Raw genomic sequence first — 19,842 nt, 5'->3', positions numbered from 1 at the left:
TTTTGTTATTCAAAAATGTATATTCTTGGTTAATTTTCATAATAAGTTGCTTAATCCTTTTCCTAAAATTAGAAAAAGAATGCCTAAAGAATTAGTCAACTTATAGATTTTTTTTATGAATTGCAGATGTAGGGATATATATGATAGTTATATATTACTTTTTAAAGTTTTGTTATGGCCAATAGTTCTTTAATAAAAGTGATAAAAGTAGTATATATAAAATTACATTTAATATTGGTATACGCATAGTTAGATTATAGAAATGAGATTACATTTAATATTCGTACATATATAGTTAAATTATAGAAAAGATATTAACTAAAACCAATATATGAATACTTTATAAAAATATTTTATCAAAACTTGACAAAAAAACTGGTATAAAATATAATAAATTCGAGAAACACGAACTATATAAATAAAAAAATAATAAAAGTTCGAAAAGCAAAGGGAAAATTCATTGTTAACATTAAAGCAGATTTTTAATTTTTAGGAGGAAAACCAATGAAAAAAAGACTTTTATCACTAATAGCTACATCAGTATTAGCTATATCTTTATTTGCAGGATGTGGAAGCACAAATAGTAATACTTCTCAAGGAGACAAGTCATCAGATACATCTAATTCTGTAAAATTAGGTATGGTTACTGATACAGGTTCAATAGATGATAAATCATTTAACCAAGGAACTTGGGAAGGCCTTGAAAGAGCTAAAGAAGAATTAGGAGCTGAAATCAAATATTTAAAGCCTGTTGGTGAGACAGAAGCAGATTATTTAAAAGAGTTTGGTAATCTTTATGATGCTGGAGTTAAATTTATGGTAACACCGGGATTTAAATTTGAAACAGCAATATATAAGGCTCAAGAGAAATATAAAGACGCTAAATTTGTACTTATAGATGGAGCTCCAAATGATGGTAATGGAAATTACTTGGTAGGAGAAAATACAGTTTCTATTATGTTTTCAGAGCATGAAGCAGGGTTCTTAGTTGGTGTTGCAGCAGCAGTACAATTAAAAGAAGGGAATCTTGGATTTATAGGCGGAATGGAAAACCCTAATGTTCAAAGATTTAACTGGGGATTCCAACAAGGTGTTGCATATGCTAATGAAAATTTAGGAACTAATACGACAATAAAACCTGAAAATGTAGTTTATGAGGGTACATTCACTAATGTCGCAGGTGGTACTCAAATAGCAGCTCAGATGTATGACAGAGGTGTTAAAGCAATATTTGCAGCAGCTGGTGGAGTAAGTGCTGGAGTTATAACTGAAGCTAAAACTAGAGCTAATGGTGGAGAAGAAGTTTGGGTAATTGGTGTTGATTCTGACCAATACAATGATGGTGTTTATGAGGATGGTAAATCAATAGTTTTAACATCAGCAATTAAGAAAGTGGATACAGCAACTTTCGATATGGCTAAGGCATATAAAGAAGGTAAATTCCCAGGGGGAGAAAGTTTAACATTTGACGTAACAAATGATGGCGTAGGAATTCCAGCTGAAAATCCAAATCTTAGTGATGAAACAATAAAAGTTGTAAGCGAAGTTCAAGAAAAACTTAAAGCAGGTGAAATTAAGGTTTCAGGAGAACAAGGTAACTTAATAAAATAATATAAAAGTTAATATAATAGCTGATAATTAGATTGACAATGCACAACATTCATTTTGTGTGCGTTGTCAATTGTTAATTATATGGTTAATAGTATAATTAGATTTAAGAAAAAGGCTTTTTATTTTTAGGAGGAAATTTATGATTAAAAAAATACCTGTAATAATTGATACAGATCCAGGAATTGATGATGCAGTAGCGCTTGCTGCAGCTTTTGCATGTGATAGATTAGACATAAAATTAATATCTACAGTGTCAGGAAATGTTGGAATTGAAAATACAACAAACAATGCATTAAAATTAGTAGAGTTTTTTAATAAGGATATTAAAGTTTCAAAAGGTGCTTCAAGACCATTAATAAAAGAATGTGAGCATGCAGAGCATATTCATGGTGAAAGCGGAATGGATGGTTATGACTTCAAAAGTCCAAAAAGGTCTGTATATGAAAAGAATTCTGTAGAAGCTATGCGTGAAATAATTCAAGAAAGTGATGAAAAAATTACATTAGTTACAATAGGTCCTTTAACTAATGTAGCTACACTATTTCTTGCTTACCCAGAAGTGAAAGAAAATATTGAAAAAATAGTCGTAATGGGTGGATCATCAGGTAGGGGAAACGTTACTCCAGCTGCTGAATTTAATATATATGCAGATCCTGAAGCAGCTAAAATTGTTTTTAAAGCAGGCATAAAGATAGTTGTTTGTGGATTAGATGTAACATCTACTGCAACATTAGATGTGCCTACTATAAATGAATTAAAGAATATGAATAAAGCTGGAGAAATGTGTTATTCATTATTTAAACATTATAGAGATGGAAGTATAGAAAATGGAGATCTTCAAATGCATGACTTAACAACAATTGCATACTTAGATAATCCGGATTTGTTTGAAAGTAAAGAAGCTTTTATAGATATAGAAGTTGATGGTGAATACACAAAAGGATTTATGATAGTTGATTTTGATGGCAAGTATAGTAAAGAAAAAAATGCTGAGTTTTGCACTAAGATAGATGTAGTAAGACTTAGAAAGTGGATATTAGATTTATTTAATAATATTAATATATAGATATATGGATTGGGGAGATTAATTTGAAGCATTATTCAATTGAAGTGGCAGGAGTTAAACGAGAATTGCCAGTTATAAAAATAAATGATGAAATATCAATAGCTTCTTTTGTAGTTCTTGGAGATACAGAACTTATTTGTGCAGCTGCAAAAGAACTAAAAGAAAAACTACCAGAGGCTGATATTTTTGTGACAGCAGAAGCTAAAGGAATTCCACTTGCACAGGAGCTTGCAAGAATTATGGATATGCCAAAATACATAGTTGCAAGAAAGTCAATTAAATCATATATGCAAAATCCTATAGTTAGAAAAGTGAAATCCATAACTACTAAAGATGAACAAATTTTATGTTTAGATGGAATTGATGTAGAATACTTAAAAGGTAAAAAAGTGCTTTTAGTTGATGATGTTGTATCTACTGGTGAATCTATAAATGAACTCAAAGAGCTTACAAAAGAAGCTGGGGCTGAAGTGGTAGGCAAGGTTTCTATACTTACTGAAGGAAATGATGATAGTAACAGTGATGTAATTGCTTTAGGAAATTTACCTGTCTTTAATAATTAAAATAATACGAGAAGATGCTGAAATAAGGAATTATTTTAGCATTTTTTTATTTTTATCATATTTTCTAGAAAGCAGATATCTATAAATTTTAAATTATAAGAATAGCTCTAAAATTTAATATAAATATTACTATGAATACAATAATTTTCATCAACATATTAAGAATAACTTGTATTTATTAACACAAGATAGTATATATATTAAACTTTGTTCATAAATACAAGAGAGGAAAGATGAAGGTTATGTCAAAGGTGATAAAATATTTAAAACAATCAATAGGCGCAATAATTTTAGTGGTTATATTATTAATAATACAAGCAACCTGTGATCTTTCTCTTCCAGAGTATACTTCAAAAATAGTAAATATAGGTATACAGCAAGGTGGAATAGAAAATTTAGTCCCAGAAGTTATTAGAGAAAGTCAATTTTATAAAATAAAGTTATTTCTAAAAAATGATGACAAAGTGGTTTTAGAAAATAGCTATAAGGAAATATCAAAAGAGAATTTATTAGAGAAGGAATATAATAGTTATGTTTCTCAGTATCCAGCACTAAAAAATGAACCATTATATATAAAGAAAAATTTAGATAAAAATGAGGAGAATAACTTAAGTAATATAATTAGCAGACCAGTAGTTATGATTTATTCTTTGGAAAGTGATTCAGAATTTGCAAAAAGTATAGGAAATAATATATCATCAAATTTATTAACAGATACTGAGAATAATTCATTAAGCATATATGAGTTACTTCAAATGCTGCCAGAAGAACAATTGAATATTATTATTGATCAAATAAATAGTTCATTAAATAGTATTCCACATTCTTTAATTTCTCAAGTTGGAGTTGAATATGTAAGAAATGAATATATAGCAGTTGGTATAGATATAGATTCTATGCAGAGTGATTATATATTAGCTTCTGGTGTAAAAATGCTTGGTCTTGCATTTTTATCTATGATAAGTGTAGTTTTAGTAGTATTACTTGCTTCGAGAATAGCAGCAAAGCTTGGAAAAGTATTAAGAAAAGATGTATTTAGAAAGGTTGTGAATTTTTCAAGCAACGAATTCAATAAATTTTCTACAGCATCATTAATAACACGTACAACAAATGATATTCAGCAAGTTCAAACTCTTTTAGTAATGCTTTTAAGAATGGTATTTTATGCACCAATACTAGGCGTAGGTGGATTTATTAAAGTTTTAAATACAAATAAAAGCATGAGCTGGGTAATTGGAGTAGCACTCGTAGCTATTCTTGTGGTTGTTGGAAGTCTTTTTGGAATGGCTATGCCAAGATTTAAAAAAGTTCAAATTTTAATTGATAAATTAAATGGTGTTTCCCGTGAAATACTAACTGGTATCCCAGTAATAAGAGCATTTCAGACTGAAGAACATGAAGAAAAGCGATTTGATGGCGTGAATATAGATTTAACTAAAACCAACCTTTTTGTTAATAGAATTATGATTGTAATGATGCCTGCACTTATGTTTATCATGAATGGTATTACTGTACTTATTGTTTATGCAGGTTCAGGCAACATAAATGAAGGCCTAATGCAGGTTGGAGATCTTATGGCATTTATACAATATACAATGCAGATAGTTATGGCATTTCTGCTTATTTCAATGGTTTCTGTATTGCTTCCAAGAGCTATGGTGTGTGCAAAACGTATAGGTGAAGTGTTAAGCATAGATAATACTGTTCTAGATCCAGAAAGACCAGAAAACTTTCATGTAAGCAAAAAAGGATCTGTTGAATTTAAAAATGTGAGTTTTACATATCCAGGTTCAGATAAGGAAACATTAAGTGATATTTCATTTACTGCAAAGAAAGGTCAGACAATAGCTATAATAGGAAGTACTGGTAGTGGGAAGTCTACACTTATAAATTTGATTCCAAGACTTTTTGATGTTACTAAAGGACAAATATTAGTGGATGGTGTAAATATTAAAAATGTAAGTCAGCATGAACTTAGAGAAAAAATAGGATTTGTTCCTCAAAAAGCAATTTTATTTTCAGGAACCATAAAAGAAAATATTAAATATGGAAATGAAAGAGCACATGCTGATGAAGTGAAGAAAGCTGTAAGAATTGCTCAGGCTACAGACTTTGTGGAAAGTAAAGAAGAAAAATATGATGCATTTATTTCACAAGGTGGAAGCAATGTATCAGGTGGTCAAAAGCAGAGATTATCTATAGCAAGAGCAATTGCTAAAAATCCTGAAATATTTATTTTTGATGATAGTTTCTCAGCACTTGATTACAAGACTGATGTTGCCCTTAGAAAAGCATTAAAAGAAGAAACTAAAGGAAGTACTTCAATTATAGTAGCTCAAAGAATAAGTACTGTATTAAATGCAGATTTAATACTTGTTTTAGATAAAGGAAAAATAGTAGGACGTGGAACTCATAAAGAACTTATGAAAAATTGTGAAACATATAGGCAGATAGCTTTATCACAACTTTCAAAGGAGGAACTTGAAGATGAGTAATAATAACAAAAGACAAGGACATATGCCGGGAATGGGACCTATGGGTATGGGAAGAGGTAATGCCCCAGGTGTAAAGGCAAAAGATTTTAAAAAAACTATGAAAGATTTAATGAAATATCTAAGTGTATATAAAGTAGGTATTATATTAGTTATTGTATTTGCTATTTTCAGTACAATATTTTCTATATTAGGCCCTAAAATTATGGGAAATGCTACAACAGAACTTTTTAACGGCCTTATGAGTAAAATATCTGGAGGTGCAGGTATTGATTTCAGTAAGATAAATAAAATACTTCTAACACTTATAATTTTATATGCTTTAAGCGCACTATTTTCATTTATACAAGGATTTATAATGACCGGAATATCTCAAAAGTTTACATATAAGCTGAGAAAAGAAATGAGTGAAAAGATAAATAGAATGCCTATGAGTTATTTTGATAGGCGTACTCATGGTGAAGTTTTATCTATAGTAACTAATGATGTAGACACTTTAAATCAAAGTTTAAACCAAAGCATGACTCAGATAATAACCTCTATAAGCACAATAATAGGAATATTTTTTATGATGTTATCTATAAATGTGGCTATGACTTTTGCCGTACTTCTGGTTGTACCCATTTCTTTATTTTTAATTTCATTTATAGTTAAAAAGTCTCAAAAATATTTTAAACTCCAACAAGAATATTTAGGCCATGTTAATGGCAAAATTGAAGAGACTTATGGAGGACAAAATATAGTAAAACTATTTAATGCAGAAGAAAAAGAAATAAAAAGATTTAATGAAGATAATGAAGTGCTTTATAAAAGTGCATGGAAATCACAATTTTTATCGGGTCTTATGCAGCCAGTAATGCTGTTTGTAGGAAATTTATCATATGTGGCAGTAGCAATTTTAGGAGGGTATTTAACTATTAAAGGAAAAATAACCGTTGGTGATATTCAATCCTTTATTCAGTATAGCAGAAACTTTACTCAGCCAATAAGTCAGATTGCCCAGGTATCTAATCTTTTACAGTCAATTGCAGCATGTTCAGAAAGAATATTTGAATTTTTAGATGAAGATGAAGAAGAACAGATTGTAAGTAATCCGAGGTCTATAGAAAATATAAAGGGAAATGTTACATTTGAAAATATTGAGTTTGGGTATATTCCAAATAAAATAATACTTAAAGGCTTTACGACCCAAATAAAGAAAGGTGAAAAGGTTGCTATAGTTGGACCAACTGGCGCGGGAAAAAGCACGATTATAAAACTTTTAATGAGATTTTATGATGTAAATAGTGGAGTAATACTTATTGATGGAATAAATATTAAAGATTTTAACAGACGTGAACTTAGAAAATTATTTGGTATGGTTCTTCAAGATACATGGCTTTTTAATGGAAGTATAAAAGAAAATATAAGATATGGAAGATTAGATGCAAGTGATGAAGAAGTTATTAAGGCAGCAAAGAGTGCTGAAATTGATGATTATATAGAATCTCTTCCTGAAAAATATGACATGGTATTAAACGAGGAAGGTACAAATATTTCCCAAGGTCAAAAGCAGCTTTTAACAATAGCAAGGGCAATACTTGCTGATGCCAAAATACTAATTTTAGATGAAGCTACAAGTTCAGTGGATACAAGGACAGAGCTTAAAATTCAAAATGCTATGGATAACCTTATGAGAGGCAGAACAAGTTTTGTTATTGCCCATAGGCTATCTACAATAAAAAATGCAGATCGTATTTTAGTTGTTAAGGATGGAAATATAATAGAGCAGGGAAATCATGAAGAACTCATGGCAGCCAATGGCTTCTATACTAATTTATATAATTCTCAATTTGAAAAGAAGATTAACTAATATTTTAAGTATTTCCTTGGAAATATTTTGAAAACGAAAAGGAGAAATAGAAATATGACTACTAAATATAAGAATACAAAAAAGAAAATGGCATCTTTAGGACTTAGAAAAACTGAGGAGGGAGATTATACATATATAGATCCAAATGATAAAACTTCAGAATTTATTCCTGTTAGAAATAAAAAGAATAAATAAAGCCAGAACATGTTTTTTATTAATGTATATCTTTCATAATGCGGTAGATGATATAGAATTATATCACTACCTTTTTTATTTAAAAATATATTGGAAGTGTATTTTATATATTAGTTTTTTATGTATTTGTGTTATAATCTTTAAAGAAAAACACAAGAAAATTAAGTAGGTGCAAATATGTTAACTGAAAAAAAGTTTTTACCAATAAGTAGAAGAGATATGAAAGAAAGAGGCTGGGATGAATGTGACTTTGTTATAGTTACAGGAGACAGCTATATAGATCATCATAGCTTTGGAACAGCAATTATATCAAGAGTTTTAGAAGCTCATGGATATAAGGTTGGTATTATACCTCAGCCAGACTGGAATAATATTTATGATTTCCAAAGACTAGGCAGACCAAAGTATGCGTTTTTAGTAAATGCAGGTAATATGGATTCAATGGTTAATCATTATACAGTAGCCAAAAAGCTTAGAGAAAAAGATATGTATTCTCCAGGCGGGAAAATGGGCCTTAGACCTGATAGGGCAACAATCGTTTATTGTAATAAAATAAGAGAAGCTTATAAGGATATAGATATAGTAATTGGCGGAGTTGAAGCAAGTCTTAGAAGATTTGCACATTATGATTATTGGGAAAATAAAGTTAGAAAATCAATGCTTGTTGATAGCACAGCAGATCTTTTAATTTATGGAATGGGAGAAAAACCAATAGTTGAAGTAGCAGAAAGCTTAAAAAATGGAGTACGTGCAAAAGATATAACATATGTAAGGGGAACATGTTATTTAACTGAAAGTTTAGATGACATTCATGAAGGTTACATAGAAGTGCCATCATATAAGGAAGTTGTATCTGATAAAATAAAATATGCTAAAGCAAGCAAAATAGAATATGAAGAACAGGATAGTGTAAGAGGCAAGATTATTGTTCAAAAGCATGGAAATAAGTATATGGTTCAAAATATACCTCAGCCGCCTTTAAATAGAGAAGAATTAGATGCAGTTTATGATCTTCCATATATGAAAACATATCATCCATCATATGAAAGTAAGGGAGGAGTTCCTGCTATTGAAGAAGTACAATTTAGTACTGTAAGTTCAAGAGGATGCTTTGGTGATTGCAAATTCTGTGCAATAACACTTCATCAAGGAAGAGTAGTTCAAAGCAGAAGTAAGGAATCAATATTAAAAGAAGTAGAGCAAATTACAAAGCTAAAAGATTTTAAAGGATATATTCATGATGTTGGAGGACCAACAGCAAACTTTAGACAGCCAGCATGCAGCAAACAGTTAGCTTTTGGCGCATGTAAAGGTAAGGAATGTTTATCTCCATCTGTATGTAAGAACATGGATGTAGATCATAGTGAATATTTAGATTTACTTAGAAGTATAAGAAAGGTTCCAGGAGTTAAAAAGGCGTTTGTTCGTTCTGGGCTTAGATATGATTACATAATGGCTGATAAAGATGATACATTCTTTAAAGAGCTTGTTGAGCATCATGTAAGTGGTCAGCTTAAAGTTGCACCAGAACACGTAAGTGCAGAAGTACTAAAATATATGGGTAAGCCAAGTGGTGATACTTATGATAAGTTTGTTGCAAAGTTTGAGAAGATAACCAAGAAGCTTGGTAAGAAACAGTACATAGTTCCATATTTAATGTCTTCTCATCCAGGAAGCACTCTTGAATGTGCAATTGAACTGGCTGAATATTTAAGAGATATAAATTATCATCCAGAGCAGGTTCAGGATTTTTATCCAACGCCAGGAACACCATCTACTACAATTTATTACACTGGAATAGATCCAATTACAATGAAGGAAGTGTATGTTCCAAAAACTAAACATGAAAAATCAATGCAGAGGGCTCTTCTTCAATATAGAAATCCTAAATATTATAATCTTGTCTATGAAGCTTTAACTGAAGCAGGAAGAACAGATTTAATTGGAGATGGACCAAAGTGTCTTATAAGAGATAAATTTGATTCAAATAATAAGTACAGTCAGAAGAGTTTGGCTAAAAGAAAAAATAATAGCAATAATGATGTTAGAAATAAGTCAAAAAATCTTCAAGAAAATAATAAAAAAACTAAAGGCAGAAATTTAGAGTCAGGCAAATCATCAAAAAGCAAAGGTTTGGATTCTGGCAGAAGTAAAAAGAAAAATACATTAAAATCTAATAATAAATTAAGAAGGTCACGTTAATTAAGAATTTGGTTGATAACAACCGAAATGAAGCTCTCATGTTCAGCTCGCTTGCTATAAAAATGAAGTCAAGAATTTAAACATAAATGATTGTTCCAAAACTGTTTGCTCCAAGGCATATAATGCTTAGTGAGGTACGAACTTAGCAGTATAGCCCATCTTCATCTAACGATGAAGATGTTTCCTTTAATATACCTTGGACAAACAATTTTGGAACAATCATTGATGAAAAATTCTAAAGCTTCATTTTTCAATGCAAGTCTCCGCCGAACATAAGAGCTGTATTTCTTTGTTTCATATAAACTCATAGTATTAACATTATTGCTTTAAATAATGCATTTTTAAATTAAGTAATAGTTATTTATTGAATTTCAGTTGTTATCCACGTAAACTCAGTACGCGCTTTATTTAAAGTGCTAAGTTTAAATTTCAAAAATATACAAGTGGATAATATACATATTACGTGATATTATTCATATATAAGAAAATTAATGAAATAATAATAGGTATTAATTATATATGAAATAATTTCTTATATAATTAGGTAATAACTTAAAGAAAGGAAAAGGATATGTTTGGTTTAACAAAGGAAAAGGTATTTACAAAATCAATTACAAGAAAATATAAAAATGCAAGAATAACAATATTAGATGCCAAGTTTAAGATGGAAGATGACAGAGAAGTTATGCTTGATGTTGATAATGTAGATAGGCTTTTTAGTGAAATTAATAAAGCAGTTGAAAATAACAGTTCAAAATATAATCCAACTGGAAAAAGAATACTTATAGCAAATGATGAAGAATTAATTAATAATTTTAATAAAACTCCTAAGAATGAAGAGTTAAAAGAAACTCCATTAAAAGAAGAATTTGTTGATGTATACCTTCCTAAATATAGTTTAGATGATATATATTTATGTGAAAAAGAAAAAAAGCAAATAATGAACATTTTAAATATACAAAAGCATGCAGAAAAATTATATGGAGAATGGGGATTTGGAGATAAAAATAATTTTCCAAAATCTATAGTATTTAATTTCTTTGGACCTCCAGGAACAGGAAAAAGTATGGCGGCAGAAGCTGTTGCTAAATATATGGATAAAAAGATATATTCCATAAATTATGCAAATCTTGAATCGAAATATGTCGGACAAACTCCTAAAAATATTAAAAAAGCATTTGATATGGCAAAAACGGATAATGCTGTATTAGTTTTTGAAGAAGCAGATTCATTTCTTGGAAAAAGATTAACTAATATAAGCCAATCGGCAGATTATGGAGTTAACATAACAAGGAGTGTTATGCTTGTAGAACTTGAAAAGTTTGAAGGAGTAGTTATATTTACAACTAATCTTTTAGCTAATTATGATGAAGCCTTTAAGAGAAGAATATTAAGCAATATAGAATTTAAAATGCCGGATAAAGAAGGAAGAAAAGAGGTATTTAAATTACATACTCCTGAAAATATGCCATTAAATGAAGAGGTAACATTTGATGTACTAGCAGATGAATTTGAAGGCATAAGTGGAGCGGATATAAAGGATATAGTCTTTATGGCAGCTGTTAATGCTTTAGAATCTGAAAAAGAAAATGTTTCTATGGATGACTTTAAAGCAGCATATAATAATATAAAAAATAGATATGTTTCTAATGATAATTAAGATATAATAACAAAATTATAAGAATAATTAGTTAAATAGATAAATGTATTATTTGTAATAATTTTATAAAATTTAATATAAACTATAAATTATAAATATAGAAGAGTGGATTATTATTTAACATATCCACTCTTTTATATTTGCAAATTAATTATATTTCTATATATTGGTTGATTATGGTTTGTTTTATAAATAAGGTGTTATAATTGATATAATATTTACGATTAAAAGGGGGGAAGATTCCTGTGAAAGAAATAAAAACAGTATCTTTAATAGGACTTGGAGCTATTGGATGCTATATGGCAGAAAATTTAGTGAAAGCAGTAGGATATGATAATTTTAGAGTAATTGCTGATGGAAAAAGAAAAGAACGTATAGAAAATGAAGGAATTATTATTAATGGGGTATTAAATAATTTTAGGGTAGTCACACCAGAAGAAAAAACAAATCCAGCTGATTTAGTTATTGTTATAACTAAAATGATGCAATTGGAAAGTGCATTAAAAGACATTAAAAATCAAATTGGTGATAATACAATCATCATGTCATTATTAAATGGAGTTGAAAGTGAAGAAATTGTTGCAAATGTATACGGCGAAGATAAAATGCTTTATACTGTCACAAGAGCAGCTGTTACTAAAGTGGGCAATGTTGTAACGTATAATCCTAAAATTTCTTGTTTGGAATTTGGAGAAAAGAAAAATGAAGTTATAAGCGAAAGGGTAAAGGCCATAAGTGATTTATTTAATAAATCAGGTATTAAATATAAGATTCCTAAAGATATGATTAGAGCAATATGGAGAAAGTTTATGTGTAATGTTTCTGAAAATCAAAGTTCAGCAATTCTAGGAATTCCATTTGGAGCATGGCACAGCAATGAATATGCAAACTATGTAAGAGAAGCGCCATGAATGAAGTGCTTGAAATTGCACAAAAACTCGGTATTGATTTATCTATAAATGATATACTTGATCAAAGAGAAGTTTTAAAGAAAATTAATCCAAATGCAAGAACATCACTACTTCAAGATATTGAAGCAGGAAGAAAAACAGAAGTTGAAATGTTTTCTGGAACAATAATGAACCTTGGAAGTAAATTGGGTATTAGTACACCAGTAAATAATCTTTTTTACCATATGATAAAAACTTTAGAAGATAAAAATGAAGAGGCTTTTAATTATTCTTAAAAAACTTTAAGGGTCTGTCGCATTAATTATTATGCATAGTAAGATATAATATTTAAATTTAATCATTCATTACTATATGTAGAAAACTTTGTGCGATAGCCCATAATTATTTATTCTTAATTATTATATTTAAGAAGATAATTTATGTGATATAATAATTATTATTAAATATAATCATTATGATAAATTTTATTTTATTATTTTACTTTAGGAGGATTTTATAATTATGAAAAAATTAATTTCATGGAATGTTAATGGTTTAAGAGCATGTGTAACAAAAGGCTTTTTAGACTTTTTTAAAGAAGTAGATGCAGATATATTTTGTATACAAGAAAGTAAGCTTCAAGAAGGTCAGATAGATTTAGATTTACCAGGATATAAAAGTTATTGGAACTATGCTGAAAAGAAAGGATATTCTGGAACAGCTATTTTTACAAAGAAAGAGCCTTTAAGTGTAAAATATGGTCTTGGAATAGCTGACCATGATAAAGAAGGAAGAGTTATAACTCTTGAGTTTGATGAATATTATGTTATAACAGTATATACACCAAATTCAAAAGCGGCACTTGAGAGACTTGATTATAGAATGGTATGGGAAGATGTCTTTAGAGAATATTTAAAATCATTAGAAGAAAATAAACCAGTAATAGTATGTGGAGACTTAAATGTAGCTCATAAGGAAATAGACTTAAAGAATCCAAAATCAAACAGAAAAAATGCAGGATTCACAGATGAAGAAAGAGAAAAGATGACTGATCTTTTAAATGCAGGTTTTATTGATACTTATAGATATTTTTACCCTGATACAGAAGGTGTTTATTCATGGTGGTCATATAGATTCAATGCCCGTAAAAACAATGCAGGATGGAGAATTGATTATTTCTTAACTTCAAAGTGCTTAGAAGATAGGCTTGAAAGCGCTAAAATACATACAGAAGTCATGGGGTCAGACCACTGTCCAGTAGAGCTTATAATAAAATAATATTTTAAAATACTATATTATGAATAAAAGAAACTATAAAGTCCAAACTAACATTATTCAAATATGTTAGGAGGACTTATTTATGAAAATAAATAGAAAAATAAAAAATTTAACTATTATAGCTTTAGGAGTAATGTTATTAAATATTTTTGTAGGTGCATATACAAATAAACTTCCAGAAAAAATATTAGTAAATACTGAAAAAAGCAAAATAGCTCAAGTTAAATACGGAAGATATGATATTAATGCAAAAAGAATATATGCAGAGAATGAAAATATAATTTTATATTGTTTGGAAATTGATAAAGGATATCCAGCAAATCATACTTTTATATTAGATAGAGATGCAGAAAAAGAAATAAGCAGCATTATTGCAGCTGGATATCCGAGCAAAGATCCAGAAGAGCTAAATGTGAAAAATGAAAATGAAGCATATTTTGCTACACAAATTGCAATATGGAGTTATTTAGAGGGATATGATATAAATGCAATAACAGGTGAAGATATAAATATAGTAAATGCAATAAGGCAAATATATAATGAAGGAATGTCATATTCTCATCCTATTAAGACTATAAATAAAGTATATATTAGTAATAATAATTCTATACAAAATCTAGTTGCAATTTTTAAGCCGGCACAATTGGGGTAAAATTCCAAATGTGTTGACAAATTTTTAAACTAATATAAAATATAGACATAGCTAAAATTATAATTTTGATAAAAGGAAGATGGGGGAATAAATGAATAAAGCACTTTTAGTTATGGACGCTCAAGAAGATTTCATTGGAGATCAGCGGAATAAGGAGAAATTTGATTACGATGATGTTGATGACCTGATAAACAATATTAATGAAAGAATATCTTTTTATGAAGAAAACAATTATGAGGTTATCTATGTGACAACAGTTTTTCCGAATAACTTTTTTTACAGGAAGTTTGCTAAATATGGAATCTCAGGCAGCTTTGGCGCTAAAATTGACGCAAAAATAAAAATAGTTTCAGAAAACTATTTTGAAAAACAAACTCAAAATGCATTTAAAAACAAAAATTTAGTTAAGTTTATTAATGAAAAAGGTATTACACACATAGAATTAGTAGGTGTCGATGGAAGCTGCTGCATAGCTAAGACTGCAGAAGGGGCTAGAAAACTTAATTTAAAGGTAAATATATTAAGAAATAGTGTGGGTACGGCTTATCCACATAAAATAAATAAAATTAGCAAGAGGCTAGAACAATATGGAATAGCATACATTTAAAATGTATATTGCAATTTTCAATTTAGGAACTGCATTCAAAGGAAGGATTACTTTAAAGCAGTTCCTTTTATTATTCTATAAACAACATGAACCTTTATTAAATAAATGAATAATATAAAATATATAGTAATGTTGTTTTATGGGAGGCCAAATAAGAAAATGAATGGCTATCAATTAATAATGAAACTCCAAAGAAGAATAGCGCAAGATCCGAACTTTGCTAATAGATTTAACAAAGCGGTTGCTGACTTAAATAGGATTCCAGGACTTCAACAGGAAGTACTAAGAATAATGCAAATGAATAATGAAGCTCAAAGACAAAAGGCTTTAGATAGTTTACCTAAGCAAGCCAAACATACTGTAGAAGACTTACTAAAAATGTTAAATAATTAAATTAAAACAATGTAACATCAGAGTTTATTGAGAAATAATCGAAATAAAGCTCTCAAGTTTCTTGCTGAGTTAAGCAATTTACACCAAATGCAAAGACTCTGCAGCACGTGAGAGCTTTATTTCTTTGTTTCATTTAAACTCATTTGTTAATATTATTAAATGAAGTGCTAGGAAAAACATCTTTTATAGATTAAGTCTTCCTAAAATATAGCATATGATATATTGGATTTGAATTGTTATCCACCAAACTCTAATATTACATAATATATTTAAAATGAGTTAAAAAATCTAAGCTTTAAAAACCACGTTTTTTAGCTTCTGCACCGCTTTCGTTTATACCAGGCGCTTCAATTGTAGTGTTAAAGCTGCTTTTTGAATATTGTCCTTGAGTTTTACTACCATTTCTTAAATAACTCTTTTTGGAATAATCTCTACTGTTATTATTTTTCATGCATATCATCTCCTTAAAAATATTTCATTTTTAGTATTCCACTCAATGGCTACAAATAATATAGTAATTTGTGTTAAGAAAAAATATTGTTAATTGATATTAAATATTAATAATGTATAATATTAATAAGAAAATTATTAATATTAATTATATAAAAGAGAGAATAGGAGAAACTGATGTTAGTAGTACTTTCTCCAGCTAAAACGCTGGATTTTAATAAAAAAAATAATGATTTACCAATGACTAGTCCATATTTTATAAAAGAAGCAAGAAGTTTAGTAGAAGAATTAAAGACTTATGATGTTATTTCTTTAGAAAAGCTTATGAAAATAAGTAACAAATTGGCATTTATAAATAAAGAAAAATTTCAAGAATGGGATGAAAGCTTAGATAATGCTATTCAATGTTCACTAGCATTTAAAGGTGAAGCCTATAGAGGCCTTGATATAGGAAGCTACAATGTGGAAGATTATTTTTATGCTAATGATCATCTTAGAATATTAAGTGGATTATATGGAGTGCTTAGACCATTTGATGGAATTAATTTTTATAGATTAGAAATGGGAACAAAATTAAAGTTTAATGAGTATAAAAATCTTTATGAATTTTGGAATGATAAAATTATAAATAGATTATATGAGGAACTTAAAAGTCATAAGGAAAAGAAAATTATAAACTTAGCATCAAATGAATATTTTAAGTCTATTGAAAAAATAAGTGAATTTAAGGACGTTGAAGTTATAAATATAGCTTTCAAAGAATTAAAAGATGATAAATATAAAATAGTAACAGTTAAAGCTAAAAGAGCAAGAGGGCTTATGAGCTCGTTTATAATAAAAAATCAAATTGAAACAATTGAAGAAATAAAGAAATTTGATGTTGAAGGATATGAATACAATGAAGAATTATCTAAGAGTAATGAATTAGTATTTACTAGAGACAATAAGATATTTTCAATAGATTAAAAGGGAGAGGTTGTATATGGTGGACTTAACTCTTCTAGGCACAGGTGGTGGAATGCCAATGCCTAATAGGTTTTTATCAGCGATATTATTGACTTATAGAGGAAGAAAAATTCTAGTCGATTGTGGTGAAGGAACACAAGTGTCAATGCGAATGTGTAATAGTGGCTTTAAAAGCATAGATGTTATTTGTATTACTCATATTCACGGTGATCATATAATTGGTCTTCCAGGACTTCTTGGAACAATAGGTAATAGTGGAAGACAAGAGAAAATTATAATTATTGGTCCAAAAGGTATAACTGAAGCAGTAAATGGATTAAGAGTAATAGTGCCATATCTTCCTTATGAAATAGAAGTAATTGAAAACCCAAAAAAAGAAATATATATATATAATGATCATATAAAAAATGATATAGTAATTTCAACGTTGGAAGTTGATCATTCTGCACCATGTATAGGATATAATTTTTATATAAAAAGAAAACCTAAGTTTAATGTAGAAAAGGCTATAGAAAATAATGTGCCTAAATTCCTATGGAATACTCTCCAAAATGGTGAAAGCGTATTACATAATAACATTTTATATGAACCACATCTTGTTAAAGGCGATGATAGGAAAGGCATTAAAATTAACATTATAACAGATAGCAGGCCAACAGAAGAGATGGTTGATTTTATACGAGAAAGTGATTATTTTATATGTGAAGGAACATATGGCTTAGATGAAGACTTACCAAAAGCAATAAAAAATAAACATATGACTTTTAAAGAAGCAGCAACATTGGCGAGGTGTGGAAATGTAAAGAAGCTACTGTTGACGCATTTTAGTACGGCTATGGATGATCCTTTAATATACGAAGAAAATGCAAAAAATATATTTAAGCATACTATTATTGGGTATGACAGGTTTTTTGATATTGTTAACTTTGTATGATTTGTTGAAAAATATTAATAGATTTTTCATGATTTACATGGAAATGCAGGAGTGCAAGGAAAATGTTGCAATTGTTTTGAGGGATATAAAATATCTCTCTTTTTTATGTCTATAACTAGATATATATTGAAAATATATTTATTTGAAAAATATTAATGCAATTAAGAAAAGAAAAAGTTATAATTTTTTCAGACTAAGAAAGAGTAAAAGCAGTATAGTACTTTTAGAACTTAAATAAGTTAAATAATGCTAATAAATCAAATAAAAATACATATATAGAATATAAATATTAACATTTTATAAATTGACATAAAAATGTATAGTATGTTATATTAATTATAAATGAAAGAATTTAAAATAAAAAATTCAATTATTATGCAATATTAATTTATCAAAGAAAGGAAGATTAAGAAGATGACTATGAGTATGACAATAACGATGATTTTAATGTCATTAGTGCTTCTTATATGTATCTTTTCAACTAAAGCATTATATAAATTTGGAGTTCCATCGCTATTAATATTCATGATTTTAGGCATGTTGTTTGGCAGTGAAGGAATTGTAGGAATTCAGTTCAGTGACTATAATCTTGCAGGAAAAGTAGGTTCATTTGCATTATTGTTCATAATGTTTTATGGCGGATTTTGTACTAATTGGAAAATGGCCAAGCCAGAATTTCCAAAAGCATTATTAATGTCAACAGTTGGTGTAATAATTACATCTGTAGTAACAGGATTATTTTGTACTTTAGTTCTTAAAGTTACTATTTTAGAAGGGCTACTTGTGGGCGCAGTAGTTGCATCTACTGATGCAGCATCCGTATTTTCAATATTACGTTCACAAAAATTGAATTTAAAGGGAGGATTAGCATCTATTTTAGAGGTAGAAAGCGGAAGTAATGATCCGTGTGCTTATCTGATTACAATTACGCTTCTTACTCTTATGTCAGGTGGGAATAGTGGATCTTTATTAAAGACAGTTGTATTTCAAATAGTATTTGGTGTACTAGTTGGATTTATACTTTCAAAGATTGGGGCATATATTTTAAAGAATATAAAATTTGAAATTGAAGGATTGTATCCAATATTTGTGATTGCTATTGCTATTCTATCTTATTCATTAAGTGAATGGCTTGGGGGAAATGAATACTTAAGTGTATATATTGCTGGAATAATAATGGGAAATAGCAAGATTCATAATAAAAAGAGTCTTGTAAAGTTCTTTGATGGTATATCATGGCTTATGCAGATTACCTTATTCTTTATGCTTGGATTATTAAGTTTTCCTTCTCAGTTAAAATATGTTGCAGTGCCAGGATTTTTAATTTCAATATTTCTTATTGTTGTTGCAAGACCAATTTCAACATTTGCTGTTTTGACACCATTTAAAGTACCAATCAAACAACAATTATTTATATCATGGGTAGGGCTAAGAGGGGCAGCATCAATAGTTTTCGCTATACTTGCAGTTACTCATAAAGCATTTCTTGAAAGTGACATATTCCATATAGTGTTTTTTATAGCATTATTCTCAGTTTCTATTCAAGGTACGTTGATTGCAACAATAGCAAGAAAATTAGATCTTGTTGATGATGAAACTATAGTGTTAAAGACCTTTAATGATTATCAAGATGAAATGAGCACTCAATTATTTGAGAAACAGGTTACAGAAGAGAGTAAATGTGCAAATAAGACCATAATGGATGCTAATATTCCAGACGAAGTTCTTGTAGTAATGATAAAGCGTGATGGTAAAATTCTACACCCTAAAGGTGCAACTATGATAAAAGCAGGTGATACACTTGTACTTGCAGGTGATAGCTTTGATAGTGTACCTATATAAAAAATAATAGATTTTAATAAGAAAAATCTAAATTGAGTCAAGAACTTTAATTTAGATAGGTCCAATGCGTTAAAAAAAATTATAGTCCCCAAAAAGATTCCAAAAGCAAGTTTTGGAATCTTTTTTATTAAATTAAGATTATTCTATACAGCAAAAATATTAAAAATATAATTCATTTTTTGTAAGAAT

General features: G+C 28.8%; 18 protein-coding genes. 17 read left to right on the top strand and 1 reads right to left on the bottom strand.

Annotated features, from left to right (window positions below; translation table 11 throughout):
• The first annotated feature begins 504 nt into the window (after window positions 1–504).
• From CNEONATNEC86_RS13340 to CNEONATNEC86_RS13285, 14 genes are all read left to right on the top strand, one after another.
• Window positions 505–1,611: a BMP family lipoprotein gene (locus CNEONATNEC86_RS13340; RefSeq protein ID WP_159136186.1), complete on the top strand. Its 1,107-nt coding sequence runs from the start codon at window positions 505–507 to the stop codon at window positions 1,609–1,611.
• 139 nt (window positions 1,612–1,750) lie between these two features.
• A complete protein-coding gene (gene rihC / locus CNEONATNEC86_RS13335; protein ID WP_159136185.1) occupies window positions 1,751–2,677 on the top strand; it encodes a ribonucleoside hydrolase RihC in 927 nt (308 codons plus the stop codon).
• Between the two features lie 23 nt (window positions 2,678–2,700).
• Window positions 2,701–3,240: a phosphoribosyltransferase family protein gene (locus CNEONATNEC86_RS13330; protein WP_058295668.1), complete on the top strand. Its 540-nt coding sequence runs from the start codon at window positions 2,701–2,703 to the stop codon at window positions 3,238–3,240.
• Window positions 3,241–3,482: 242 nt separating this feature from the next.
• A complete protein-coding gene (locus CNEONATNEC86_RS13325; protein ID WP_159136576.1) occupies window positions 3,483–5,735 on the top strand; it encodes an ABC transporter ATP-binding protein in 2,253 nt (750 codons plus the stop codon).
• Window positions 5,728–7,584, top strand: coding sequence for an ABC transporter ATP-binding protein (locus tag CNEONATNEC86_RS13320; protein ID WP_159136184.1), 1,857 nt, complete (start codon window positions 5,728–5,730; stop codon window positions 7,582–7,584). Before CNEONATNEC86_RS13325 ends, CNEONATNEC86_RS13320 begins: the two co-directional genes overlap by 8 nt.
• Before the next feature lie 54 nt (window positions 7,585–7,638).
• Window positions 7,639–7,779, top strand: a complete 141-nt coding sequence (locus tag CNEONATNEC86_RS21305; RefSeq protein ID WP_172437812.1) for a hypothetical protein — start codon at window positions 7,639–7,641, stop codon at window positions 7,777–7,779.
• A 177-nt stretch (window positions 7,780–7,956) separates the two neighbouring features.
• Window positions 7,957–9,981 carry a YgiQ family radical SAM protein gene (locus CNEONATNEC86_RS13315; RefSeq protein WP_159136183.1) on the top strand — a complete coding sequence of 675 codons (2,025 nt, stop codon included), beginning with the start codon at window positions 7,957–7,959 and terminating at the stop codon, window positions 9,979–9,981.
• 571 nt (window positions 9,982–10,552) lie between these two features.
• Window positions 10,553–11,641, top strand: coding sequence for an ATP-binding protein (locus CNEONATNEC86_RS13310; protein WP_125149903.1), 1,089 nt, complete (start codon window positions 10,553–10,555; stop codon window positions 11,639–11,641).
• A 245-nt stretch (window positions 11,642–11,886) separates the two neighbouring features.
• Window positions 11,887–12,552, top strand: a complete 666-nt coding sequence (locus tag CNEONATNEC86_RS21950; protein ID WP_321023837.1) for a ketopantoate reductase family protein — start codon at window positions 11,887–11,889, stop codon at window positions 12,550–12,552.
• Window positions 12,549–12,827 (top strand): ketopantoate reductase family protein, encoded by a 279-nt coding sequence (locus tag CNEONATNEC86_RS21945; protein WP_321023838.1) that lies wholly within the window; start codon window positions 12,549–12,551, stop codon window positions 12,825–12,827. The genes CNEONATNEC86_RS21950 and CNEONATNEC86_RS21945 overlap by 4 nt, the downstream gene beginning before the upstream one ends.
• A 226-nt stretch (window positions 12,828–13,053) precedes the next feature.
• A complete protein-coding gene (locus tag CNEONATNEC86_RS13300; RefSeq protein WP_159136182.1) occupies window positions 13,054–13,809 on the top strand; it encodes an exodeoxyribonuclease III in 756 nt (251 codons plus the stop codon).
• A gap of 82 nt (window positions 13,810–13,891) precedes the next feature.
• Window positions 13,892–14,461: a thioester domain-containing protein gene (locus tag CNEONATNEC86_RS13295; protein WP_159136181.1), complete on the top strand. Its 570-nt coding sequence runs from the start codon at window positions 13,892–13,894 to the stop codon at window positions 14,459–14,461.
• Between the two features lie 91 nt (window positions 14,462–14,552).
• Complete coding sequence (locus tag CNEONATNEC86_RS13290) at window positions 14,553–15,068, top strand: cysteine hydrolase family protein (RefSeq protein WP_058295661.1); 516 nt, start codon at window positions 14,553–14,555, stop codon at window positions 15,066–15,068.
• Window positions 15,069–15,227: 159 nt separating this feature from the next.
• Entirely contained in the window at window positions 15,228–15,461 is a 234-nt protein-coding gene (locus CNEONATNEC86_RS13285) for a hypothetical protein (RefSeq protein WP_058295660.1), read from the top strand.
• Window positions 15,462–15,756: 295 nt separating this feature from the next.
• Here CNEONATNEC86_RS13285 and CNEONATNEC86_RS21300 read toward each other — a convergent pair whose 3' ends face one another.
• Window positions 15,757–15,912, bottom strand: coding sequence for a hypothetical protein (locus tag CNEONATNEC86_RS21300; RefSeq protein WP_097919300.1), 156 nt, complete (start codon window positions 15,910–15,912; stop codon window positions 15,757–15,759).
• Window positions 15,913–16,088: 176 nt separating this feature from the next.
• On the opposite strand from CNEONATNEC86_RS21300, the gene yaaA reads away from it, so the two are divergent.
• From yaaA to CNEONATNEC86_RS13270, 3 genes are all read left to right on the top strand, one after another.
• The gene (gene yaaA, locus CNEONATNEC86_RS13280) at window positions 16,089–16,877 is read left to right on the top strand and encodes a peroxide stress protein YaaA (RefSeq protein ID WP_159136180.1); all 789 of its coding nucleotides are present in this window, start codon (window positions 16,089–16,091) and stop codon (window positions 16,875–16,877) included.
• 16 nt (window positions 16,878–16,893) lie between these two features.
• Window positions 16,894–17,811, top strand: coding sequence for a ribonuclease Z (locus CNEONATNEC86_RS13275; RefSeq protein ID WP_159136179.1), 918 nt, complete (start codon window positions 16,894–16,896; stop codon window positions 17,809–17,811).
• A 426-nt stretch (window positions 17,812–18,237) separates the two neighbouring features.
• The gene (locus CNEONATNEC86_RS13270; protein WP_058296926.1) at window positions 18,238–19,653 is read left to right on the top strand and encodes a potassium/proton antiporter; all 1,416 of its coding nucleotides are present in this window, start codon (window positions 18,238–18,240) and stop codon (window positions 19,651–19,653) included.
• The last annotated feature ends 189 nt before the right edge of the window (window positions 19,654–19,842 follow it).

It is taken from the genome of Clostridium neonatale, assembly GCF_900465025.1.
Taxonomy (GTDB): domain Bacteria; phylum Bacillota; class Clostridia; order Clostridiales; family Clostridiaceae; genus Clostridium; species Clostridium neonatale.
Note: the sequence above shows the minus strand (reverse complement) of the source record. Positions and strands in the feature narration are given on the sequence as shown.